The sequence below is a fragment of the Serratia liquefaciens genome (assembly GCF_027594825.1).
In the GTDB taxonomy this organism is placed as follows: domain Bacteria; phylum Pseudomonadota; class Gammaproteobacteria; order Enterobacterales; family Enterobacteriaceae; genus Serratia; species Serratia liquefaciens_A.
Window position 1 is genome coordinate 31121 of the sequence record NZ_CP088930.1, and the last position, 20831, is coordinate 51951.

The 20831-nt window shown below is 56.7% G+C and carries 20 protein-coding genes; 11 read left to right on the forward strand and 9 right to left on the reverse strand.

What is annotated here, in order from left to right:
• Positions 1–104: 104 nt before the first annotated feature.
• A complete protein-coding gene (locus tag LQ945_RS00155; protein ID WP_270101989.1) occupies positions 105–1034 on the reverse strand; it encodes a LysR family transcriptional regulator in 930 nt (309 codons plus the stop codon).
• A 101-nt stretch (positions 1035–1135) separates the two neighbouring features.
• On the opposite strand from LQ945_RS00155, the gene LQ945_RS00160 reads away from it, so the two are divergent.
• Positions 1136–2302 (forward strand): serine hydrolase domain-containing protein, encoded by a 1167-nt coding sequence (locus LQ945_RS00160; RefSeq protein ID WP_270101990.1) that lies wholly within the window; start codon positions 1136–1138, stop codon positions 2300–2302.
• Here the strand turns inward: LQ945_RS00160 and LQ945_RS00165 are convergent.
• Positions 2292–3200: a LysR substrate-binding domain-containing protein gene (locus LQ945_RS00165; RefSeq protein WP_270101991.1), complete on the reverse strand. Its 909-nt coding sequence runs from the start codon at positions 3198–3200 to the stop codon at positions 2292–2294. The two genes, LQ945_RS00160 and LQ945_RS00165, sit on opposite strands and share 11 nt — an antisense overlap.
• A gap of 96 nt (positions 3201–3296) precedes the next feature.
• Here LQ945_RS00165 and LQ945_RS00170 point away from each other — a divergent pair, with 96 nt between their 5' ends.
• The gene (locus tag LQ945_RS00170) at positions 3297–4280 is read left to right on the forward strand and encodes a DMT family transporter (RefSeq protein ID WP_270101992.1); all 984 of its coding nucleotides are present in this window, start codon (positions 3297–3299) and stop codon (positions 4278–4280) included.
• A 43-nt stretch (positions 4281–4323) separates the two neighbouring features.
• On the opposite strand, the gene LQ945_RS00175 is transcribed toward LQ945_RS00170, so the two are convergent.
• Both LQ945_RS00175 and manA read right to left on the reverse strand, forming a co-directional pair.
• Complete coding sequence (locus LQ945_RS00175; RefSeq protein ID WP_270101993.1) at positions 4324–5847, reverse strand: YdgA family protein; 1524 nt, start codon at positions 5845–5847, stop codon at positions 4324–4326.
• Between the two features lie 142 nt (positions 5848–5989).
• Complete coding sequence (gene manA, locus LQ945_RS00180) at positions 5990–7168, reverse strand: mannose-6-phosphate isomerase (RefSeq protein WP_269934540.1); 1179 nt, start codon at positions 7166–7168, stop codon at positions 5990–5992.
• 525 nt (positions 7169–7693) lie between these two features.
• Here manA and LQ945_RS00185 point away from each other — a divergent pair.
• From LQ945_RS00185 to LQ945_RS00200, 4 genes are all read left to right on the forward strand, one after another.
• Positions 7694–8026: a hypothetical protein gene (locus LQ945_RS00185; protein WP_269934541.1), complete on the forward strand. Its 333-nt coding sequence runs from the start codon at positions 7694–7696 to the stop codon at positions 8024–8026.
• Between the two features lie 260 nt (positions 8027–8286).
• Positions 8287–9684 (forward strand): class II fumarate hydratase, encoded by a 1398-nt coding sequence (gene fumC / locus LQ945_RS00190; protein WP_270101994.1) that lies wholly within the window; start codon positions 8287–8289, stop codon positions 9682–9684.
• A gap of 58 nt (positions 9685–9742) precedes the next feature.
• Positions 9743–10432: a helix-turn-helix transcriptional regulator gene (locus LQ945_RS00195; RefSeq protein WP_262241641.1), complete on the forward strand. Its 690-nt coding sequence runs from the start codon at positions 9743–9745 to the stop codon at positions 10430–10432.
• 89 nt (positions 10433–10521) lie between these two features.
• The gene (locus LQ945_RS00200; RefSeq protein WP_270101995.1) at positions 10522–10890 is read left to right on the forward strand and encodes a VOC family protein; all 369 of its coding nucleotides are present in this window, start codon (positions 10522–10524) and stop codon (positions 10888–10890) included.
• Here the strand turns inward: LQ945_RS00200 and tus are convergent.
• Positions 10880–11818, reverse strand: coding sequence for a DNA replication terminus site-binding protein (gene tus, locus LQ945_RS00205; RefSeq protein WP_044550818.1), 939 nt, complete (start codon positions 11816–11818; stop codon positions 10880–10882). The genes LQ945_RS00200 and tus overlap by 11 nt on opposite strands.
• Positions 11819–11965: 147 nt before the next feature.
• Positions 11966–13231: an MFS transporter gene (locus LQ945_RS00210; protein ID WP_182822461.1), complete on the reverse strand. Its 1266-nt coding sequence runs from the start codon at positions 13229–13231 to the stop codon at positions 11966–11968.
• 129 nt (positions 13232–13360) lie between these two features.
• Between LQ945_RS00210 and LQ945_RS00215 the strand changes: the two genes are divergently transcribed.
• From LQ945_RS00215 to bioD, 3 genes are all read left to right on the forward strand, one after another.
• Positions 13361–14251 (forward strand): LysR family transcriptional regulator, encoded by an 891-nt coding sequence (locus tag LQ945_RS00215; protein ID WP_262241644.1) that lies wholly within the window; start codon positions 13361–13363, stop codon positions 14249–14251.
• Between the two features lie 158 nt (positions 14252–14409).
• Positions 14410–15627, forward strand: a complete 1218-nt coding sequence (mlc, locus tag LQ945_RS00220) for an ROK family transcriptional regulator (protein ID WP_044550825.1) — start codon at positions 14410–14412, stop codon at positions 15625–15627.
• A gap of 199 nt (positions 15628–15826) precedes the next feature.
• The gene (gene bioD / locus LQ945_RS00225; protein ID WP_262241645.1) at positions 15827–16498 is read left to right on the forward strand and encodes a dethiobiotin synthase; all 672 of its coding nucleotides are present in this window, start codon (positions 15827–15829) and stop codon (positions 16496–16498) included.
• Here bioD and clcB read toward each other — a convergent pair.
• Positions 16495–17775: a voltage-gated ClC-type chloride channel ClcB gene (gene clcB, locus LQ945_RS00230; RefSeq protein ID WP_270101996.1), complete on the reverse strand. Its 1281-nt coding sequence runs from the start codon at positions 17773–17775 to the stop codon at positions 16495–16497. The genes bioD and clcB overlap by 4 nt on opposite strands.
• A 275-nt stretch (positions 17776–18050) precedes the next feature.
• Here clcB and LQ945_RS00235 point away from each other — a divergent pair, with 275 nt between their 5' ends.
• Positions 18051–19538 carry an MDR family MFS transporter gene (locus LQ945_RS00235; RefSeq protein ID WP_270101997.1) on the forward strand — a complete coding sequence of 496 codons (1488 nt, stop codon included), beginning with the start codon at positions 18051–18053 and terminating at the stop codon, positions 19536–19538.
• A 34-nt stretch (positions 19539–19572) separates the two neighbouring features.
• Here LQ945_RS00235 and LQ945_RS00240 read toward each other — a convergent pair whose 3' ends face one another.
• Positions 19573–19872 carry a DUF1161 domain-containing protein gene (locus LQ945_RS00240; RefSeq protein WP_270101998.1) on the reverse strand — a complete coding sequence of 100 codons (300 nt, stop codon included), beginning with the start codon at positions 19870–19872 and terminating at the stop codon, positions 19573–19575.
• Positions 19873–19960: 88 nt separating this feature from the next.
• Positions 19961–20329, reverse strand: a complete 369-nt coding sequence (locus tag LQ945_RS00245; protein ID WP_270101999.1) for a DUF1283 family protein — start codon at positions 20327–20329, stop codon at positions 19961–19963.
• Positions 20330–20477: 148 nt separating this feature from the next.
• On the opposite strand from LQ945_RS00245, the gene LQ945_RS00250 reads away from it, so the two are divergent.
• Complete coding sequence (locus LQ945_RS00250) at positions 20478–20804, forward strand: YnfA family protein (RefSeq protein WP_269934546.1); 327 nt, start codon at positions 20478–20480, stop codon at positions 20802–20804.
• Positions 20805–20831 lie beyond the last annotated feature (27 nt).

The following is a 20831-nucleotide window of genomic DNA, read 5'->3' on the forward strand; positions in this document are numbered from 1 at the left end:
AGTCAAATAATTTCCCCTCCAGTATTTTTCGAGTTACTTAAATGATATATCTATATTTATCATTAAGTTATGTGAAATATCTGCACTGTGCTGCAAAAAAAAACTTAGGGCGAGCTAATACGGTTTTCGAAAGGTGACTGTTGCGCTCGTTTTTCGCGCATAAAATCAATAAACACGCGCAGCTTGAGCGGCATATGTCGACTGGCGGGAAAATAGAGGAAAAACCCGGGGGCTTCACTGCCGTAATCGGCCAGAACTTCCACCAATTGCCCACTGCTCAGTTCAGGGTGTACCGTGCCGCTAAACCGCTGGGTGATACCCAATCCCGCCAGCGCGGCATCTTTAATCAATCTGTCTTCGTTAAATATCAGGCTGCCGCCGACCTCCAGCGTCAGCTGCGCGCCATCCTGCCTGAAATACCAGGGTTCGAATTTACCGCTGCCGGGAAAACGGTAACGCAGGCAGTCGTGATCGCTCAGCGCTTGCGGTGTTTGCGGCGTGCCGTGCTGCGCCAAATAGCCGGGGGCGGCGATCACCACCCGTTTCTGACCGTTGTCGATGGGGATCGCAATCATGTCTTTTTGCAGCATGGCGTGCATGCGGATACCGGCATCGAAGCTGTCCAGCACCAGATCGGAGAAATGGTCGTCGGTAAACAGCTCAAGCTGGATCTCGGGGAAACGCGCCTGAAACTCGGCCAGATGAGGCATAACCAGCAGCGAAGCCGCCAGCTGTGGCAGAGTGATGCGTAACAGCCCGGAAGGGCGGCCGCGCAAAGTTCGCAGATCTTCCGCCGCCACATCAATCTGACCCATAGCCGGTGCGACCCGTTGATAAAACAGACGGCCTTCATCACTTAGCCGCACGGAGCGGCTGGTCCGGTTGAACAGCCGTACGCCCAGGCGGGTTTCCAACGCCTGAATATTTTGCGAGACAGCCGGAGGCGTGACGCCCAATTGATTGGCCGCCTGAGTAAAACTGCCCAATCGGGCGACGGCTTCGAAAAATGGCAGCAGCTGCAACAGTGAGCTCATCTATCAATAATTCCTGCTTAATGATCCGTTAAGAAATGCGGCATTTAATTTTATAATAATCGCTATAGACTGATTTTATTATCCTCAGAGAGCAACAAAACATGTCTACAGCGGATCAGTCATTAGCAAAAAGAGTGCAGGCCGTCAGCCAACAGGCGATTGATGAAGGGCGTATTGTTGGCAGCGTGGTGCTGGTCGCGCGGCATGGTCGCGTGGTTTACGCCAATGCCAGCGGTTATGCCGATCGTGAACAGCGGCGGCCCATGCGGCGTGAGACCCAATTTCGGCTGTCGTCGGTGTCCAAGCCTTACATTACGCTGGCAGCCATGCGCATGATCGAACAGCAAAAGCTGGGGCTGGATGATACCGTCAGCCGTTGGCTGCCGTGGTTCACCCCGGCGCTGGCCAACGGGGTTCGCCCGCAAATCAAAATCCGTCATTTGCTGAGCCACACTGCCGGGCTGGATTACCGCCTGAGCCAGCCTGCGGAGGGACCGTATCATCGGCTCGGCATTCAAGATGGTATGGAGTTGTCTTCGTTGACGCTGGAGCAGAATTTGCGTCTGTTGGCGCAGGCGGACCTGTTGGCGGCGCCGGGCAGCGAGTTTCGCTATTCACTGGCAATCGATGTGCTGGGGGCGGTGCTGGAACAGGTGGCGGGCGAGCCCTTGCCGCAGGTGTTCAAGTACTGTGTTGCCCAACCTTTGGGGTTGCGTAATACCGGTTTTTACACCGCCGATGCCGATAATCTGGCAACGGCGTATCACGACACCGATTCGCCGCCGGAACCTATACAAGATGGCATGTTGCTGACCCTGCCGGAAGGGTTCGGCTTCGAGATTGAACTGGCCCCCTCGCGCGCACTGGACGCTCAGGCCTATCCTTCTGGCGGCGCTGGCATGGTCGGTGATGCAGACGATGTGTTGCAGTTGGTGGAAACCTTGCGCAGTGGCAAGGAAGGCATTTTACAGCCGACCACCGCAGCGCTGATGCGTCAAGCGCATGTCGGGTCGCACGCCGAGACTCAGGGGCCTGGCTGGGGATTTGGTTTCGGCGGTGCGGTACTGGAAGATGCGCAGTTGGCAGGGACGCCTCAGCATAACGGCACCATGCAGTGGGGCGGGGTCTATGGCCACAGTTGGTTTTACGATCCGCAAGCGGCGATTAGCGTGGTAGCCTTGACCAATACGGCCTTTGAAGGCATGAGCGGGCTTTACCCGCAACAAATCCGCGATGCCGTCTACGGGGTAAGCGAACCTACTCGCTAAGCATCTCCTGCTGAAGCCAATGAAGTAAGGCGGCGGTTTCGGCGCGTTCTGCCAGCGCTGATCGCGTATAAACCGATATGGCCTGCGGCAGCGGCACGCTTTCGACACAAGGCCTGACCAATGCGCCACTGTCGATCAGCTTGCCGGCGGTTCTGCGCCAGCCGAGGGCAATGCCGTGGCCTTCGACCGCCGCTTGCAGCATCATCGGGTAGCTATTGAAATTGCTGGCCTGAGTGTGGCTGCTGAGCGTCATGCCGAATACCGCGAGCCAGTTTTCCCATTCCATCTGATGGGCAGGCGTGGTGCGATAGTGCAGCAGCGTATGTTGCGCTAAATCCTCCAGACGGCTTATCGCCTGATGCGTGCCCAGATACCCGGGGCTGCAGACGGGGAAAACCTCGTCGGCGGCGGTAAAAACCAGTGGGCTGGCGCCGCTGGCGCGACCGGTACTTTGCAGCGCCACGTCGAAATGGCTATCAAAATCGGTCAGCGGCTGCGTGGTGGTCACGACGTTAATTTCGATTTCAGGATGGCGTTGATGAAACGTCGATAGCCGCGGCATCAGCCAATAAAAAGCTTCACAGAGCTGCGCCAATAAAACCACCTGATGCCGACCCGCAGGGCCCCGTAGCTGCTCGGCATGGTTGCCGATGCCGGTAAGTGCGCTGCTTACCACCTGCCACAGTTCCCGTCCTTCCTGCGTTAAATACACCGCGCGATTGCGACGGTTAAACAGCCTGGTCGCCAGGTTCTCTTCTAACAGGCGAATTTGTCTGCTGACCGCCGCCTGCGTCAGGTGCAATTCTTCCGCTGCCCGTGAAAAACTTTCCAGACGCGCAGCGGCCTCAAAAGGCAGCAGGCTGGCGAGCGGTGGCAGTGACTTACCCAGTCTATTCATAACTACAGATTATGCATTGGTGGCTGATAACTCGTTTGTAGCACAGTTACGAACCCATTAAAAATGGAGGCCTCCCTTTTTCGTACAGGCTGAGCTATGCACACTTCAGGTTATCAATTAGTTAGCGGGATCTTTTTTGCCGTCGTCGCCACCTTAAGCTGGGCGCTGAATTTCATCGCACCTTTGGTCACCGGCGCGTACAGCATTTTTGATCTGCTGGCGTTGCGTTTTGTGATTGCCGGCCTGTTGGGCCTGGCGCTGATGATTGCACACTGGCCAGCCGTGCTCGGTTTGTCCTGGCGATCGCGCATGACGGCATTGGCGTTGGGTAACATCGGCTACCTTGGCTACAGCGCCGCTATCGCCGGTGGCGTAACCTTCGGTGGCCCGGTGTTGACGCCGGCTTTTATCGGCACGGTACCGGTACTGCTGGCGTTGCTGGGAAATGCGAAAGCAAAAATAGTGCCCTGGCGGCGACTGTGGCTGCCGCTGGTGTTGCTCAGCGCAGGGCTATTATTGATCAACGTCAGCGGTGGCCTGGGTTCCTCTGCCGCCCCCTCGCTGAGGCTCGGGTTGATTTTCTCGGTGATCGCCGTGGGGTTATGGTTGGCATTCAGCCTGCTCAACCAGTTCTCACTGGATAAGGTAGCTACAAATGCGACCGCCGCTTGGACCGGTTTGATGATGCTCGGCAGTGCGCTGGGAACCTTGCTGATGTTGCCGTGGGGGTTACAACTTGGGCTTTTTGAACTGCCGAAACAGGGGTTTGGCTTCAGACAAGCTGGATCACTCTACGCCTGGGCACTGCTGATCGCGGTTTTTTCTTCGGTGGTGGGGGCCTGGGCGTGGAATCAGGCTTCCCGCAGCTTGCCGATGGTGCTGTCGGGGCAGTTAATCGCATTGGAATCGCTTTTCGCCACGTTGCTGGGATTGTTTATTCATCGACGCTTTCCCTCCTTGCCCGAAGCTGCCGGTTTGTTGGCGGTGTTAGCCGGTGCCACCGTCGCGGTGCATATTATTTTGACGATTAACGCCAGACAGGAAAGAAAGGCAAAGCAGGAAATAGGGTGCGGCGGATAAAAAAGAGGCCCGATCGTCGGGCCCCTTGAGCGTGAATCAGCTTTTACTGTGCAGGGGCGGGTACCGCGTCCTGTGCCGGTGCGCCTTCATCCGCCGGTGCGCCCAACAGGCCGAACATACCGATGAATTCCTGCAGCGACATTTTGTTGCCGTTCAGATCAACCTGGTTATCGGCGTAGTGGAAGCTGCTGCCGATCACGTCATCTTTCAGGGTGGTCAGTTTGAACATCTGGCCCATTGCCGCCAGCCCTTGCACCTGCTGTTGCGCCAGTTTCTGCGCTTCTTCCGCGCTGTAACCCTGCAACAATGCGGTTTGCGAAGTAGTTTCGGTGGCCATCGCCACTGGAATGCTCAGAGTGGCATCCAGTTTTTTCACCGAGCGGGCTAGCTGTTGATCCGGTGACTCGGCAGGAGACCCAGCTTGAGCCGGATCGGTCAGATCCAGATTCAGGGTAAAGGTACTTTCACCCTTGCTGTTTTTCCAGCTCAGCGGCGCGATGCTGATGGACGGATTGCCCTTCAACAACAGCGGCAGGTTTTGCAACAGAATGTCGGTGGTTTGCTGCTGGTATGCGACAGGATCCATCGTTTGCGCCTGTTGCAGCATGGTCATCGCCTGTTGGTTGTAACGGTCGGCGAACTCTTTCAGCGATTTGGCGTCCAGCTGGTCGATTTTCAGCGACAGTTTGCCGGAACCGAAGTCGCTGTTTTGGACCTTCAGCGAATCAATGGTGTAATCAAGCTGACCGTTCAGGTTGGTGCCTTTCTCACCGAATTGGCTTGCCAGCTTGAAGCCGTCCAGCAACAGGGTGTCTTTGCCGTCAACGGCGACCTTGATTTGCTTGAGCACCAAATCCTGTTTACCCAGGCTGAGATCGAACTGGCCGGCATGGGTCTGGCTTTTGAGCGAGGTACCCAGCAACTGGACCTGCTCGGTCTGACCGAACTGATTAGGGCCGCTGATCACGGCGCTGTCGTTACTGGCATCCAGGGTGATGGCTTTCATGTCGCGTGACACATCGGCATTGATGGTCGCCCCGCTAAACTTCAGCGCCGACTTGTCTTTTTGGTAATCCAGCGGGATCACGTCAATGGCGGACGAGGTGTCACCGCTGTAGGAAATGCGAGATTCAGCGGTAAACAGCGACTTGCCCTTGGTGATGTCAAACAGGCCTTTGGTCGCCGGGGTATTTTCCAGTTCGGTGTGCACCGATGCCATGCTTGGCAGCAGGTTGAATTTTTTCAATTGAGCAAACGGGAAGGGACCATGGTCGATGGTTTCCTGGAACGCCACTTCGTCACCCGGCTTCAGCGGAGCATCGTCGGTAGTGACGCTGCCGTCGGCGCGCAGCACATAGCGAATCTTACTGCTGAAAATGCCGCGCTGATAATTTTCATAACCCAGTTTAACGCCGGCTTTCGGCAGATAGGCTTTCAGCTGGCTGTTGGCGTTATCAACCACTTCACCCATCCGTTGTTCGATCAGTTTGCCGGTGTACCAGGAAGCCCCGGTCCATGCCGCGCCAAGAACCACAATGACGCTAACAGCGACTAACGATTTTTTCATAGTTCTGTTCATCCTTAATTAAGCCATCTGTCTCTCGCAGATGGATGGGCAAATTTGGGCCAACAAAAAAACGCCCGCAGGCGTTTAATTGTGAAGGTAAGCCACTCTTTCAGCAACTAATTTGCGGAAATTTACCGAGCGTTTACGCCAACAGATTATAAACACGCGCGATTCGACCGGTGCCACTGACGCTGACCGGCGATTCGAAAGCGCCGATAAAGCAGGATTCACCGGGCTTAAGCACCAGTTGCTGATCCTGTTTGCTCAGCAGCGCTTCACCTTCAACGCAGAAAACAATGGCCGCGCTATCTTGCGCCAACGCCTGTGGGGCGGTGGAAAGATCGTGCAACGAGAAGGCGAAATCCTCTACCGGGATCGGGAAGAACAGCTCGTCACCCCGTTTTTGCGGCTGGGTCAGCAGCCCCGAAGCCGGTTGCGGGCGGAACTGCAGGTTGGCCAACAGTTCCGGGATGTCGATGAATTTTGGCGTAAGACCGGCGCGCAGCACGTTGTCCGAGTTGGCCATCACTTCCAGCGCCACGCCTTTCAGGTAAGCATGTGGCGTTTCGGCATACAGGAACATCGCTTCGCCAGGTTGCAACTTCACCACGTTCAGCAGCAGCGGTGAGAACAGGCCGCTGTCATCCGGATAGAAACCGGCAATGAAGCGCACCGTGTCCCAGGTTTCACCCTGTTGGTTATTCAGCGCGGCTTTCAACACCCCCAGCGCCAGTGATTTCTGCTCGCCGCTCATCGCCAACAGGCTGGCAAACAGAGCCGACAGATGGCTGACATCCGGTTGTTGCAGAAACGCTGCGATATCATGGTGCGCACCGGCAATCGGCTGCAGCAGGGAAACAATGTCGGACAGTTCGCGGAAGCCATTCATCGCCAGGAAAGGCGTCAGGGCAAATACCAGCTCCGGCTTGTGATTGGGATCCTTGTAATTGCGCTCGGCCGCATCCAACGGAATGCCGGCCGCGTTTTCTTTGGCGAAGCCCGCTACGGCGGCGGATTTGCTTGGATGCACCTGAATCGACAACGGCTGATCGGCGCACAGCACTTTGAACAAGAACGGCAACTCGCCGAAACGACGCGCTACTTCGGCCCCCAGCTGCTTAGGCTGATCTTCATCAATAACATCGCGCAGCGAGCGCAAATTACCGTCGGTACCGGCCACGCGAGAGCTGCTCTTCGGGTGAGCCCCCATCCACAGTTCCGCCATCGGCAGCCCTTGTGGGTTGGCAATGCCATACAGCTGGGTTAACGCGTCGTGGCTGCCCCATGCATAGTTTTGCACTGCGTTGGTCATTTTTTGCATTTTGATAAACATCCTTTGCATTCGCCGCCAGGTGACGGTAATTGGCTGACTGTAAAACAAATAAATTTTGTGCGTCTTATCCTACACCCGAAAGAGGGTGAAAAAATGGTGCGCGATCAAACAAGTGGCGCAGTTGTCGGCGGTAAAGGTATTCGCGCCGGGCTGCAGCTCAGGGTGGGTAAAGTATAACGAGATAACGACCTCTGTCACCCTCCAGATATCGCTGATCATCGGCCCGAACGGTTTAAAAAACGCCATTTTCGTTTGCGGGCGAGTCGGCTGTGGCAATAACAAATTTTCATATGGCCTGAGCTCACATATAAATGTCATTTCTTGGCTTTATTTATACGTAATATTTCAAGCTGTGTTTTTTGACGCAAATTATTACCTGCTGAATATCTCTATCACCATAATGATTTGGTTTGAATTGCCAACCACACGAATGGCTTAAATTAACGGATGGCACCGCTATACAGTGCAGGCCAATAAAATGGTTCTCCGATTATTCCTAACGCCGAGGCGCTAATGAAAAAATTTTTGCTGGTTCTGCTGATGTGTACTTCCGGTGCCAATGCGGCCGTGGTGGTGACCCATGCTTACGGTTACGGTGTCCGCCCGGTTGTCGTTGCACCTCGTCCGGTGGTGGTGGTACCGCGCCCGGTGGTGATCGCACCGGCTCCGGTGGTGGTGACGTCAGCACCAGTGGTGACTACCGCGCCAGTAGCCCACCCGGTTGCCGCCGTGGTCGGAGCGGTAGGGGCGGGAGTCTACCGTCATAATGAACGCCAGGATGCCTATGACGAAATCAATCACCTGCAAGACCAAAGAATTAATGCTTATAATCAACATCACCCTTAATTCCCGCGTGAGAAATTAATAAAGAGAGCGCCAGCCGGCGCTTTTTCTATTGTTGGCACTCAGCGATGTCATGAAAAGGCCGGGGTGACCCGTCAGAAAATAATATCCGTACAATCACCCTGACAATGGAAGAAAAATGCTGTGAGGTAACTCTCTTAATGCGAATGGTTATTATGTCACTATACTGGATGGGTGTGTCGGCGGGCTCGCGCGCGCTGGCGTAATCGTACATTTTTAGGAATTGTACTAAGGAGATTGTGATGGCAGCCGTTCGTATTGAAAAAGACTCTATGGGACCCATCGAAGTGCCGGCCGATCGGTTATGGGGTGCACAAACGCAGCGTTCCCTGGAGCACTTCCGCATTTCTTCCGAAAAGATGCCGACCGCGTTGATTCATGCGCTGGCATTGACCAAACGCGCCGCTGCCAGCGTGAATATGGACCTGGGGCTGCTGCCTGCGGAGCGGGCCAACGCCATTATCAGCGCCGCCGATGAGGTGCTGGCTGACCAGCATACGAACGAGTTCCCGCTGTCGATCTGGCAAACCGGCTCCGGTACCCAGACCAACATGAACATGAATGAAGTGCTGGCCAACCGCGCCAGCGAGCTGTTGGGGGGCGTGCGTGGGGAAGAGCGGCGGATCCATCCGAACGACGATGTGAACAAGAGCCAAAGCTCCAATGACGTGTTCCCGACGGCGATGCACGTGGCGGCGGTGATCGCCGTGCGCGAACATCTGATCCCCGAGCTGAAAGTGCTGCATAAAACCCTGAGCGACAAAGCGGAAGCCTATCGCGATATCGTCAAAATTGGCCGCACCCATTTACAGGATGCCACGCCGCTGACCCTGGGGCAGGAGATTTCCGGCTGGGCGGCCATGCTGGCGCATAACCTGCAGCATATTGAAGCCAGCATTCCACATATTTGCGAACTGGCGCTGGGCGGTACCGCCGTGGGCACCGGATTGAATACTCATCCGGAATACGCGGTTCGCGTAGCCAAGGCGCTGGCCGATCTGACCCGGCAGCCGTTTGTCACCGCCCCTAACAAATTTGAAGCGCTGGCCACCTGCGACGCACTGGTGCATGGCCATGGCGCATTGAAAGGGCTGGCGGCTTCGCTGATGAAAATTGCCAATGACGTGCGCTGGCTCTCTTCCGGCCCACGTTGCGGCATTGGCGAGATCTCGATCCCGGAAAACGAGCCGGGCAGCTCCATTATGCCGGGCAAGGTCAACCCAACCCAGTGTGAAGCGATGACCATGCTGTGTGCTCAGGTGCTGGGCAATGATGTGGCCGTCAATATTGGCGGTGCCTCCGGTAACTTTGAGCTAAACGTGTTCCGGCCTATGGTGATCCACAACTATCTGCAGTCGATCCGCTTGCTGGCTGACGGCATGCAGGGCTTTAATGAGCATTGTGCTGTGGGCATTGAACCGAATCGCGATCGCATCAGCCAGTTGCTGAATGAGTCGCTGATGCTGGTTACCGCGCTGAACACGCATATCGGCTATGACAAAGCGGCCGAAATTGCCAAGAAAGCGCATAAGGAAGGCCTGACGCTGAAAGCCTCCGCGCTGAAGCTGGGCTACCTGACCGAAGAGCAGTTCGACCTGTGGGTACGTCCGGAAGACATGGTTGGCAGCATGAAGAAATAATTGATTGCTCGGCTTGTAAAGGGCTTACTGAGGTAAGCCTTTTTTATGGAGAAAATGCATGTCACGCACAGAGCGTCTACTCGATCTGATGCAGATCCTGCGACGGCATCGCTACCCGGTTGCCGGCCACGCGTTGGCGCAGGAAATGAATATCAGCATGCGCACGCTGTACCGCGATATCGCCACCTTGCAACAGCAGGGCGCCGAGATTGTTGGGGAGGCGGGAGTGGGGTATGTGCTGCGGCCGGGGTTTATGCTGCCGCCGATGATGTTCTCACAGCAGGAAATTGAAGCGCTGGTGTTGGGCATGCGCTGGGTAGGCCGCCGGGGCGACAGTCAGTTGGCCGCAGCGGCAAGTAATGCCCTGGTGAAAATTGCCGACGTGCTGCCGGCAGCATTACGCGACGAGCTAGAGGCCAGCACGTTGTTGATTGGCCCATTGGATCTGATCAAGGTAGCGGACGAAACCCTGGTGCTGGTCCGAGAAGTCATTCGCCAGGAACGCAAGCTCGAGGTGCATTACTGCGATAACGACGGCAATGAAAGCGAGCGTATCCTCTGGCCTTTTGCCCTCGGCTATTTTGAGCAGGCGAGGATGCTGGTGGCCTGGTGTGAACTGCGTCAGTCATTCCGCCATTTTCGTCTCGATCGTATCCGGCTGGCTACGCCGCTGGCGCAACGCTATCCACGTGGTCGCCGCCTGCTGATGAAAGAGTGGCATCAATCGCAGGGCATCCCTTCGCAGTAATCCCACACTGCTGCCAAAAACTGTCAGTAGGGGCGATTAGCCTTAAGGTCTCGGGAGCCAACCGGTTCCCTCACCCAAAGGTTAATGCGATGACAACTCCAAATATGACCCTTCTCTATGTCGATAACCCGGAACAAAGCGCCGTTTTCTACCGTCAGTTACTGGGGCAGGAGCCGGTGGAGCTTTCACCCACTTTTGCGCTGTTTGTATTGAGTAACGGCCTCAAGCTGGCGATGTGGTCGAAACATACCGTCCAACCGAATGCGACAGCGGCCGGCGGCGGTGGTGAGCTCGGTTTTCTTTGCGAATTGCCGCAGCAGGTGGATGCGCTTTATCAGCAGTGGCGCGACCGGGGGCTGAACATTATTCAGCCGCCGGTAACGCTGGACTTCGGCCATAGCTTCGTCGCCACCGATCCTGATGGCCACCGTCTGCGGGTTTACAGCCTCAGCGAGTAGGGGCGTCGGTATACAGGTGGAGCCGTTTGACCAGCAACCTCAACGGCTTGGCGTCCGGTTTGTATTTGTGTTTGACCGTCGCCGCGTCGTAATTGAGCAGTTCGCCAATCTTCGGCACCTGGGCGCCATTTTCCACCTGGCATAGCGCAATCAGCGGCAGCGGGCAGGGGTGCTGCACCTGTTTTTGCTGCGGCTGATACCAGACCCGGGCAATGGGTTGAACCTTCACGGGGCGCTTGATTTTCAGCGCCGCATGCTGGGGCAGGCGGCTGACATCATCGATCTCACGGCTGACCAGTTCTGCCCACTGTTCACGGTTATGCGGCGGTACGGCACGACCGGCTTTCAGGCTCTTTTCCAGCTGCGCCAGAATATCGTCGCGCTTTACGTTCTTGATAATGTGCTTGTTGGCCCAGCCGAAACGCACCGAGTCCGGATCCGTCAGAAGGGTCAGGCTGCGGTAGGCACTGAGCGTGATCAAACCATGCAGATGGGTATGGACGAAGTCAAAGCGTTGTTCCGGCGCCAGGCCGGAATCGACGGTAATAATCTGTTCCAGCTCGGCCTTCAGCCGGTTTATCAGACCAATTTGCGTCTGGATCTGCAGATATTCCGGCTGCTCTACCGCCAGGCAAATAACGCCGGGCAGGCGTACCGCCGCCTTGCTGCTGACGTTGTGTTTATTGTGATGGATAAACAACCGCTGATAATGCTCGAGCGCCAGGTCGCGTGCGGCCTGGCCGATATGCTGCTCGACGGCAATCTGTTCTACCGTCGCATGTTCTTTGCCTTTCTCGATTTCCGGCAGGCTGAACACCCGACCGGCCAGCAAACGCAACGGTAAAACCTGCTGGTGGAGGGCTGTCAGCGCCTGTTCCAGTTGGTTAAAACAACCATTCATCCTGCCAATTAAATCGTATTTATCCATCTGGCACCTCTCATTTTAGTTACAACATACATTAAGGGAACGACAAACGGAAGGGCAACATCGGCTAAGGTGAGGAATGAGACGCCGAGTGGTCCAGGCTAACCAGAGGGGTTAAGGCCCCCTGCACCCGTGGGTACAGGGGGAAGGTTAAACGCGCGCCGCTTCCGGCAGTTTTTTCAGGTAGTGCACGACCAGCAGGGCGAGTAGCAACATCACGCTGATAAATGCCACTACGCCATTCCAACCGAAGCTGTGCCAGAAAACGCCGCCGAGGGTCCCGGCGACGCTGGAGCCCACGTAATAGCAGAATAAATACAGCGAAGATGCCTGTCCTTTGGCGCGGCGTGCGCGACGTCCGATCCAACTGCTGGCAACCGAATGGGCGGCAAAGAAGCCGGCGGTGAACAGCATCATGCCGATAAAAATCACCGCGACCGGGGCCAGGGCGGTAATCAGGATGCCGATCAGCATAATCAGGGTCGAAGCCAATAGCACAGGCCCACGGCCGAAGCGGGACGTCATGGCACCGGCCTTTGGCGAACTGTATGAACCGGTCAGATAGACCACCGACAACAGGCCGACAATTGCCTGGCTGAGGTGATAAGGATCAGCCAGCAGGCGGTAGCCAATATAGTTGAACATGGTGACAAAGCTGCCCATCAGCAGAAAGCCTTCGGCAAACAGCAGCGGCAGGCCTTTATCGTGCCAGTGCAGACGGAAGTTGATCAGCAGGGTACGTGGGCGCAACGAACTGGCGCGAAAATGTTTTGAAGCGGGCAAAATACGCCAGAACATGCAGGCGGCGGCCAGAGCGAACAGCCCGATCACCGCCAGTGACACCCGCCAGGAGAAGAAGTCGGTCAGCACCCCGGTCACCAGTCGACCGCTCATGCCGCCGATGGAATTCCCGCTGATATACAGCCCCATGGAAAAAGCGACAAAGCTGGGGTGGATCTCTTCGCTCAGATAGGTCATGCCAACGGCCGCGACGCCGCTCAGAGAAAGCCCGATCAGCGCACGCATTAGCAGGATGCCTTGCCAACTGGTCATAAAGGCGCAAATCAGGGTACAGATTGCCGCCAGCAGCAGCGCCACAACCATCACCGGTTTTCGGCCGATAGCATCAGACAGCGGGCCGGTAAACATCAGGCCCAGGGCCAGCAACCCGGTAGATACCGACAGCGACAGGCTGCTTTCCGCCGGGGATATGCCAAAGTCTTGCGACAAAACGGGCAGAATCGGTTGTACGCAATACAGCAAGGCGAAGGTAGCCAGCCCGGCGGAAAATAACGCCAGGGTAACGCGCATAAACTGCGGCGTACCGCGCTCGATGTAGGGAAGTTTGCTAAGGGTGGAACGTCGGGTTTTTGGCGCAGCAGCCGCATCGTCGTTGGCGGCCAGCGTCGACGGCATACCGGCCGCAGAACGCACAGGGGTTGTCACAGTCTTTCCTTACACAGCTCTTGATGAATTAACAAAATGATAGGGAGAGGCCAGTTTTTTGTCTAATATATTAATAATTCAAATTAAGACTTTTAAAGTATGAATATCGAGTTGAGGCATCTGCGCTATTTTATCGCCGTGGCGGAAGAGTTGCATTTTGGTCGTGCAGCGGAACGGCTGCGCATTTCACAACCGCCGCTCAGCCAACAAATCCAGGCGCTGGAAGATATGGTCGGAGCGCGGTTATTGGCGCGCAACAACCGCAATGTCAGCCTGACGCAGGCGGGGGAGATGTTCCTGAAAGAAGCCTATCAGGTGCTCGATCAGGTCGGTCGTGCCGCGGAAAAAGCGGCGCGGCTGGAGCGTGGCGAACTGGGGGAGTTGACCATTGGCTTCACCTCTTCAGCCCCTTTCATCAGCGTAGTGTCGCGCAGCCTGCGGGCTTTCCGCCAGCAGCACCCGCAGGTGCACATCAAGATGCGAGAAGTGAACACCAAGCAGCAGATCGAACCCTTGCTCAATGGCGATCTCGATCTGGGCGTGATGCGTAACACGCGCTTGCCGGACGTGCTGAAACATCAGCTTCTGCTGTGCGAGCCCCTGGTGGCGGTGGTGCCGGAAGGGCATCCGCTGACCCACGTGGCTTCCGGGACCTTGCGTTTCCAACATTTGGCGGAAGAACCCTTTGTGTTTTTCTCGCGTGAGGTGGGGACCGCGTTGCATGACGAAATTTTGTCGCTGCTAGCCAAGGCGGGGATCACGCCCTATATCACCCAGGAAGTTGGTGAGGCGATGACCATTATTGGTCTGGTGTCTTCCGGACTGGGCATCTCTATTCTTCCGGCGTCTTTCGCCCGGGTCAAAATCGACGGCGTACAATATCTGCCGCTGGCGGAGCCGGAGGCGATGACTGAAGTTTGGTTGGTGCACCATCGTCAACGGCCGTTGACGGCGGCGGCAAAATCCTTGATGGCGTTACTGTTGCCCTGAGGGGCCACTGGGTAAATAAAACACAATCCGTAGCGAAAGCAGGGTGAATTTGTGCAGCAAATCACATAACGAATCAAATAGTTGACGCTGTATTCCAAAAGCCCCACCATAGCCGATAGTCTTTATTTAGAAGCGCGAAAAATAGTAGGAGCAGGTTTGTGATTGCTGTTGGGCAGCCTGGGCATATTGATCAAATCAAGCAAACAAATGCAGGGGCAGTTTATCGGTTAATCGATCAACTGGGCCCAATTTCGCGTATTGAACTGTCAAAACGGGCACAGCTGGCGCCCGCCAGCATCACCAAAATCGTGCGGGAGCTGTTGGAAGCCCATCTGGTTAAAGAAACCGAATATCAGGAAGTGGGCAGCCGAGGCCGCCCGGCGGTGGGCCTGGTGCTGGACACCGAAGCCTGGCATTACCTTTCTGCCCGTATCAGCCGTGGCACCATTACGCTGGCGCTGCGAGATATCAGCAGCAAGCTGGTAGTAGAAGAGCTGCTCCCCCTGGCCGCCGAACATCCCGACCCCCTGCTGAAACGCATTCTCGCGGAAGTCGATCAGTTCTTTATCCGCCACCAAAGCAAACTGGAGCGGTTAACGGCCATTGCCATTACCCTGCCGGGGATGGTGGATGCGATTTCCGGCGTGGTGCATCGCATGCCGTTTTACGACGTGGAAGATATGCCTTTGGGGCCGGCGTTGGAAACGCGCACCGGCCTGCCGGTTTATCTGCAGCACGACATCAGCGCCTGGACCATGGCCGAAGCCTTATACGGCGCTTCACGCGGCAGTCAAAACGTCATTCAGGTAGTGATCGACCATAACGTTGGCGCCGGCGTCATCACCGGGGGGCGGGTGCTGCATGCCGGTAGCCGCAGCGTGGTAGAAATTGGCCATACTCAGGTCGATCCCTACGGCAAACGCTGTTACTGCGGCAACCACGGTTGTCTGGAAACCGTGGCCAGTATCGAAAATATGTTGGAAATCGCCCGCACGCGCCTCGGGACCTCGATGAGTTCCAGCCTGCACGGCATGCCGCTGACGGTCGAATCGCTTTGTGACGCAGCGCTGGCGGGCGACCAACTGGCCAAAGATATTATCCTTGGCGTGGGCCACAGCGTAGGCCGTATCCTGGCTATCATGGTCAACTTGTTCAACCCGGAAAAAATCCTGGTCGGTTCCCCCCTAAATCGCGCGGCGGAAATTCTGCACCCGGCCATTGCCTCCTGCATTCGCCAGCAATCGCTGCCGGCGTATAGCGAACATATGCAGGTGGAGTCCACCCAGTTCTTCAATAAGGGCACCATGCCCGGCGCGGCTTTGGTGAAAGAGGCGCTATACAACGGTTCATTGCTGGTTCAGTTGTTGCAAGGCTAGGTTGCGCCATCCGCGGTACTCAAGCGCCGCCATGGGGACCCGCCTTTCACCAATCAGGAATACTTATCGTTTAACGACAAAATGTTGCGCTACCTCAAGCCCGTGCCTGTCGGCATCCTCTAGACTTTTCCCCGTTCTACTCTTTCGCCGTAAACCCGGCGATATTTTGGTTAACGGTGTATCTCGGGGCAATTAAGTCATGTTAACGCGTTTATTTGTTACAGGAACGGATACCGATGTCGGTAAAACCGTGGTTTCTCGCGCTTTGTTGCAGGCCTTTGCCGCACAGGGCCGCTCTGTGGCCGGCTACAAGCCGGTTGCCGCACGCTGTCAGGAAACCAGCGAAGGCCTTCGCAATAAAGACGCTTTGGTGCTGCAGGCCTCTTCAACTCTGCCGCTGTCATATCAGGAAATTAATCCCATCACCTGTCTGGAAGAAGTGTTTCACGCGCAACCGACCGACGATATCAACTATGGTGTGATGAGCAGCGGACTGCAGCATTTGTCGGCCAAGGCCGATACCGTGGTGGTCGAGGGCAGTGGCGGCTGGCGCGTGCTGATGAACGACATGCGGCCTTATGCGGAATGGGTGGTGCAGGAGCAACTGCCGGTAATTTTAGTGGTGGGCATTAAATTGGGCTGTGTCAGCCATGCGTTATTAACGGCCCAGTCGATCATTAATGACGGCTTACCTTTGCTGGGTTGGGTGGCAAACCGTATCAATCCGGGGCTGGCGCACTATGCCGAAACCATCGACGCGTTGCAGCAGCGCATTCCTGCGCCGTTGCTGGGTGAAATTCCTTATCTGCCGCGTGCCGAGCAGCGAGAATTGGCGCATTACCTGGATATCTCACCGCTGCTGAACCGCTAGGCATTGTGATAGACCGATACCGAGCGCAAACCGCGCGAAACGGTAGTGGCGATCACGCAGGCCAGCAAAATCCCCGGCAGCAGGGTGTATTCACCGGTCATTTCGAACACCATCAACGCAGCCATGATTGGCGCGTGGGTGGTTGCGGCCAGCAGCGTGGCCATACCGGTCAGAGCCATTAGCAGCGGCACCGCGCTGCCCAGTTCCGGCCAGGTGGCGCACAGTTGCCCAACCACCGAACCCAGTGCGGCTCCGACAAACAGCGTCGGCGTGAATACGCCGCCGGGTGCGCCGGAACCGCTGCTGGCGAGCACCGCCAACAGCTTGCAGATCAGAATGGCGCCAACCAGCAATACGCCGGGCGGCGCACTGAGCAGTGACTGCACCACGCTGTAGCCATTGCCCCACACCTCAGGAAACAGCAGCGAAAGCAACCCCACGATCAACCCGCCGAGCGCCAATTGCAAAGGGGGCTTCAGGCGTAGCGAACGGAATGCATGGCCGGTGGCATTCATCGCCCATAAAAATAGCGGACCGCAAATGCCGGCCAATACACCCACTAGCGCCATCAGCAGATATTGCACCGGCCAGGGCGCGGGCAGGGGCTCAACCAGATACAGCGGCGCCTGACCACCGTTAAGCAAATTGGTCACCAGCAGCGCGCAAACGGCGGCAATCACCACCGGGCCCAGCGAGGCCAGCATCAGCGTGCCAAACAGGATTTCCGCAATAAACAGGCTGCCCGCCAACGGGGCGTGGTAGGCGCTGGCCATCCCGGCAGCCGCGGCGCAGGCGACCCACAGTTTCCATTCTTTCTCGTGGGTGAAGCGTTGAGCAAACACGGACCCCACCAGCGCGGCCAGCAGGATCATCGCACCTTCGCGCCCGATGGCGCTGCCGCTGGAGACCACCAGCAGCGAAGCCAGACATTTCACCAGGCTGGCACTGACGTCCAGCCGCCCGTCGCCGGTTTCGATCGCTTCCATATAATCGGTTGGCGCTATCTGTCGTTGATGCTGATAGCGTTGGTAAACCCACAGCAGCGTGCCTGCCGCCAGGCCGCCTAACGCCGGGGTCAGCGCTCTGCGCCAGGCCGGTAACGCGGAGGCGGCTGCAACAAGGCTGCCGCTTTCATGGTCGAGCAACAGCCATTCCAGGCCCAGCATCGCACGGTGAAACAGCCAAACCACCAACGCAGCGGCGATACCAAGAAAGATGGCAATAAACAGGCGGCGCAGCAGGGCGCGATAGTGGTGCAGGTGGACCCATCGTTTCATGCGTCAGTAAAATCAGGAGAAAAATGAAAGGTTCAGCTGAGTATTGTGCTTGGCGTGTCAGCCGAAGGCCAGTGAATCTTTGCAGAATTGGCGGAGGCTTCATGGTTTGGCGGGGCGGCAGGGATAGATCTTGGTTTTTTGTGACGATGTCACTTGAAGTTCAAATGGTGCGTTTTTCGCCAGCAAAAACAGCTAAGTAGACAGAGGTTACGGCAGCGACTCATCGGGCTGATATAATGGGATGAAAATGAGAATTCAAGGTTTGTAACCACGCTATGACAAATAACGAAGCGCCAGCGCCACTCCCTCATCGCCCGTTGATCCTGATTGCCTGCATGCTGGCGATGTTTATGTCAGCCATTGAGGCGACGATTGTCGCCACGGCGATGCCCACAATTATCGGCGATCTGGGCGGGTTTTCTCTGCTGGGCTGGGTGTTTGCGGTGTATTTGTTGGCCCAGGCCATTACCATTCCGATTTATGGCCGGCTGGCGGATTTTCTGGGGCGCAAGCGAGTATTTTTCTTTGGCGCAACGCTATTTTTGCTGGGATCGGTACTGTGCGGCTTCTCACCAAATATGTACTGGCTGATAGGTTTTCGGCTGCTACAGGGCCTGGGGGCCGGGGCGATTATGCCGATAGCCACCACCATCATCGGCGACGTTTACAGCGCCACCGAACGGCCGAAGGTGATGGGCTATCTGTCCAGCGTCTGGGGTGTTTCGGCGATCGTTGGCCCACTGCTGGGCGCATTTATCGTCCAGCATCTGCCTTGGGCCTTGGTGTTCTGGGTTAATTTACCCATTGGCCTGTTGGCGATGTTTTTCCTTGGCCGCTATTTGCCTTCCCACCAGCAGCTACGCAAGCATGCGTTGGATCTGGCGGGCACGGCCTGGCTGACGCTGTTTGTTTCGGCGCTGTTGTTGTCGCTGCTGCAGGCCGAAAACCTTGGGTGGTGGGTGCTGCCGCTGTTGGGATTGGCGGCCGTTGCGTTGATACTGTTGGTTCGTCAGGAGCGACGTGCGCCTGAGCCATTGTTCCCGTTGGCGCTGTGGCAAAGCCGGGTGATTGTGGCGGGCAATATTGGCGGTCTGGTGATTGGTGCGGCGATGATGGGGATCAGCGCTTTCCTGCCAACCTTTATTCAGGGCGTGATGGGCGGGACACCGCTGGAAGCCGGTACCACGCTGGCGCTGATGTCGATTGGCTGGCCGCTGGCCAGCACCTTCAGCGGGCGGCTGATGCTGATGACCTCTTATCGCACGACGGCGCTGCTTGGCGCGCTGCTATTGGTGGCCGGGGGGCTTATCTTATTGCTGATGCAACCGAGCGGCGGTTTGCTATGGGGCAGAGTGGCAGCCTTTATGATCGGCGCCGGTATGGGGTTGTGCAACACCACGTTTCTGGTTTCGGTGCAGAACGCTGCGCACCACAGCATCCGTGGTATCGCCACTGCTTGCACGGTGTTTACCCGAATGATGGGCTCGGCGATCGGCACCGCCATTTTGGGTGCGACGCTGAACATTAACCTTCAGGTTCGCTTGCCGCAAACGGCCGATCCGGTACAGCAACTGATGGAGCCGGCTACGCGGGGCGCCATGGCGCCGGAGATGCTTGCAGACATGACGCAGCAGGTTGCCGCCTCACTGCATTGGGTATTTTTGGTCTCCGCCATCATCTCACTGTTGGCACTGGCGGCCGCGATGTTGATCCCCGCGCGGCATCGGCCGCAGGGAGAAGGAGAAGAGGCGGAACAGGCATAAAAGGAAAGGGCGCGGATAGCGCCCTGAATCAGAATTACTGTGCGTTTTTGGTGTCTTGACTGGTGCCGGTCTGGGCCGCGTCACCGCTGTCGTCGCCGTTGCTCAGGCGGGTATACACAATCTTTTGGGTGTCGTTCTCGCAGTGGCCCACCACCAGCCCGCCGGCCTGTTGGGCCTGATCGTTAGGCACGATATCCAGCTTGAAGCCGGATTCCGGCACGCCGTTGTTGATAATTTTCTGCGAAATATCCGCCTTCACGCTCTCGCACGAGGCCAGGGCGGCCAGGGGGGCTGCGGCTATCAGCAGTGCACCCAAGATAAGCGCTTTTTTCATCAATTCGTCCTTTTTGAGAATGGGCTTCCTTTGTCAGGATAGCAGCAACGACGCCAGAGGGTAATCGCCGGCGCTTGCTGCGACCAGATTAAGGATTAATCTGACGACCGGTCTGGCGATCGAGACACTTACGGGTATTAGGCTCCCAGTAAGCGTTAACGTTCAGGCTGTCGTTGCAGCGGTCTTCGTTATCAATCGCCTTGTCTACCTTGTCGAACTCCTTCTCTACGCGGGTGTTAACCTTATGGCGCAGGGACTTGGTGTCGTTAAATTGCTCTTTGCTCTGGCGGGCCGCTTCGGTGCCCATGGCGCCGCTGTTGCTGCCGTCGACGGTCACGCAGGTGCTGCCCTGTGTGCAGGTGGCAGCCAGCGCCGGTGCCTGCCAGGCGCCGATCAGCATCAGCATGGCGACCGGTAGCATCCCGCGCAGCAGTCGTTGGGTCGAAAGTGTCTTCATCGTTTCATCCTTATGAGTTAGTGTGGCCTGAAAACGGCAACACTGGCTTTACCGCGCCCGCAGGCGTGTTGATAAATATACCACCGCGCCATTAGACTGCACCAGTTAAGCACTGCATCGTTTACTTTACAGAGAGAAAGCCTTTTCCATGTTAAAGACCACCCTGTTATTTTTCGCCACGGCGCTCGCCGAGATCGTCGGCTGTTTCTTGCCCTACCTGTGGCTGAAGAAGAGCGCCAGCGCCTGGCTTTTGCTGCCGGCGGCGGCCAGCCTGATGCTGTTTGTTTGGTTATTGACGCTGCATCCGGCGGCAAGTGGACGCGTATATGCGGCATATGGCGGGGTCTACGTTGCGACTGCACTGCTGTGGCTGCGAGTGGTTGACGGGGTGAAACTGTCGGCATTGGACTGGCTGGGCGCCGGGGTGGCATTGACCGGCATGCTGATTATTGTTGCCGGCTGGCGAGCGGCCTGACAAGCGGCGGCAGGGGCTGGCCCTGCC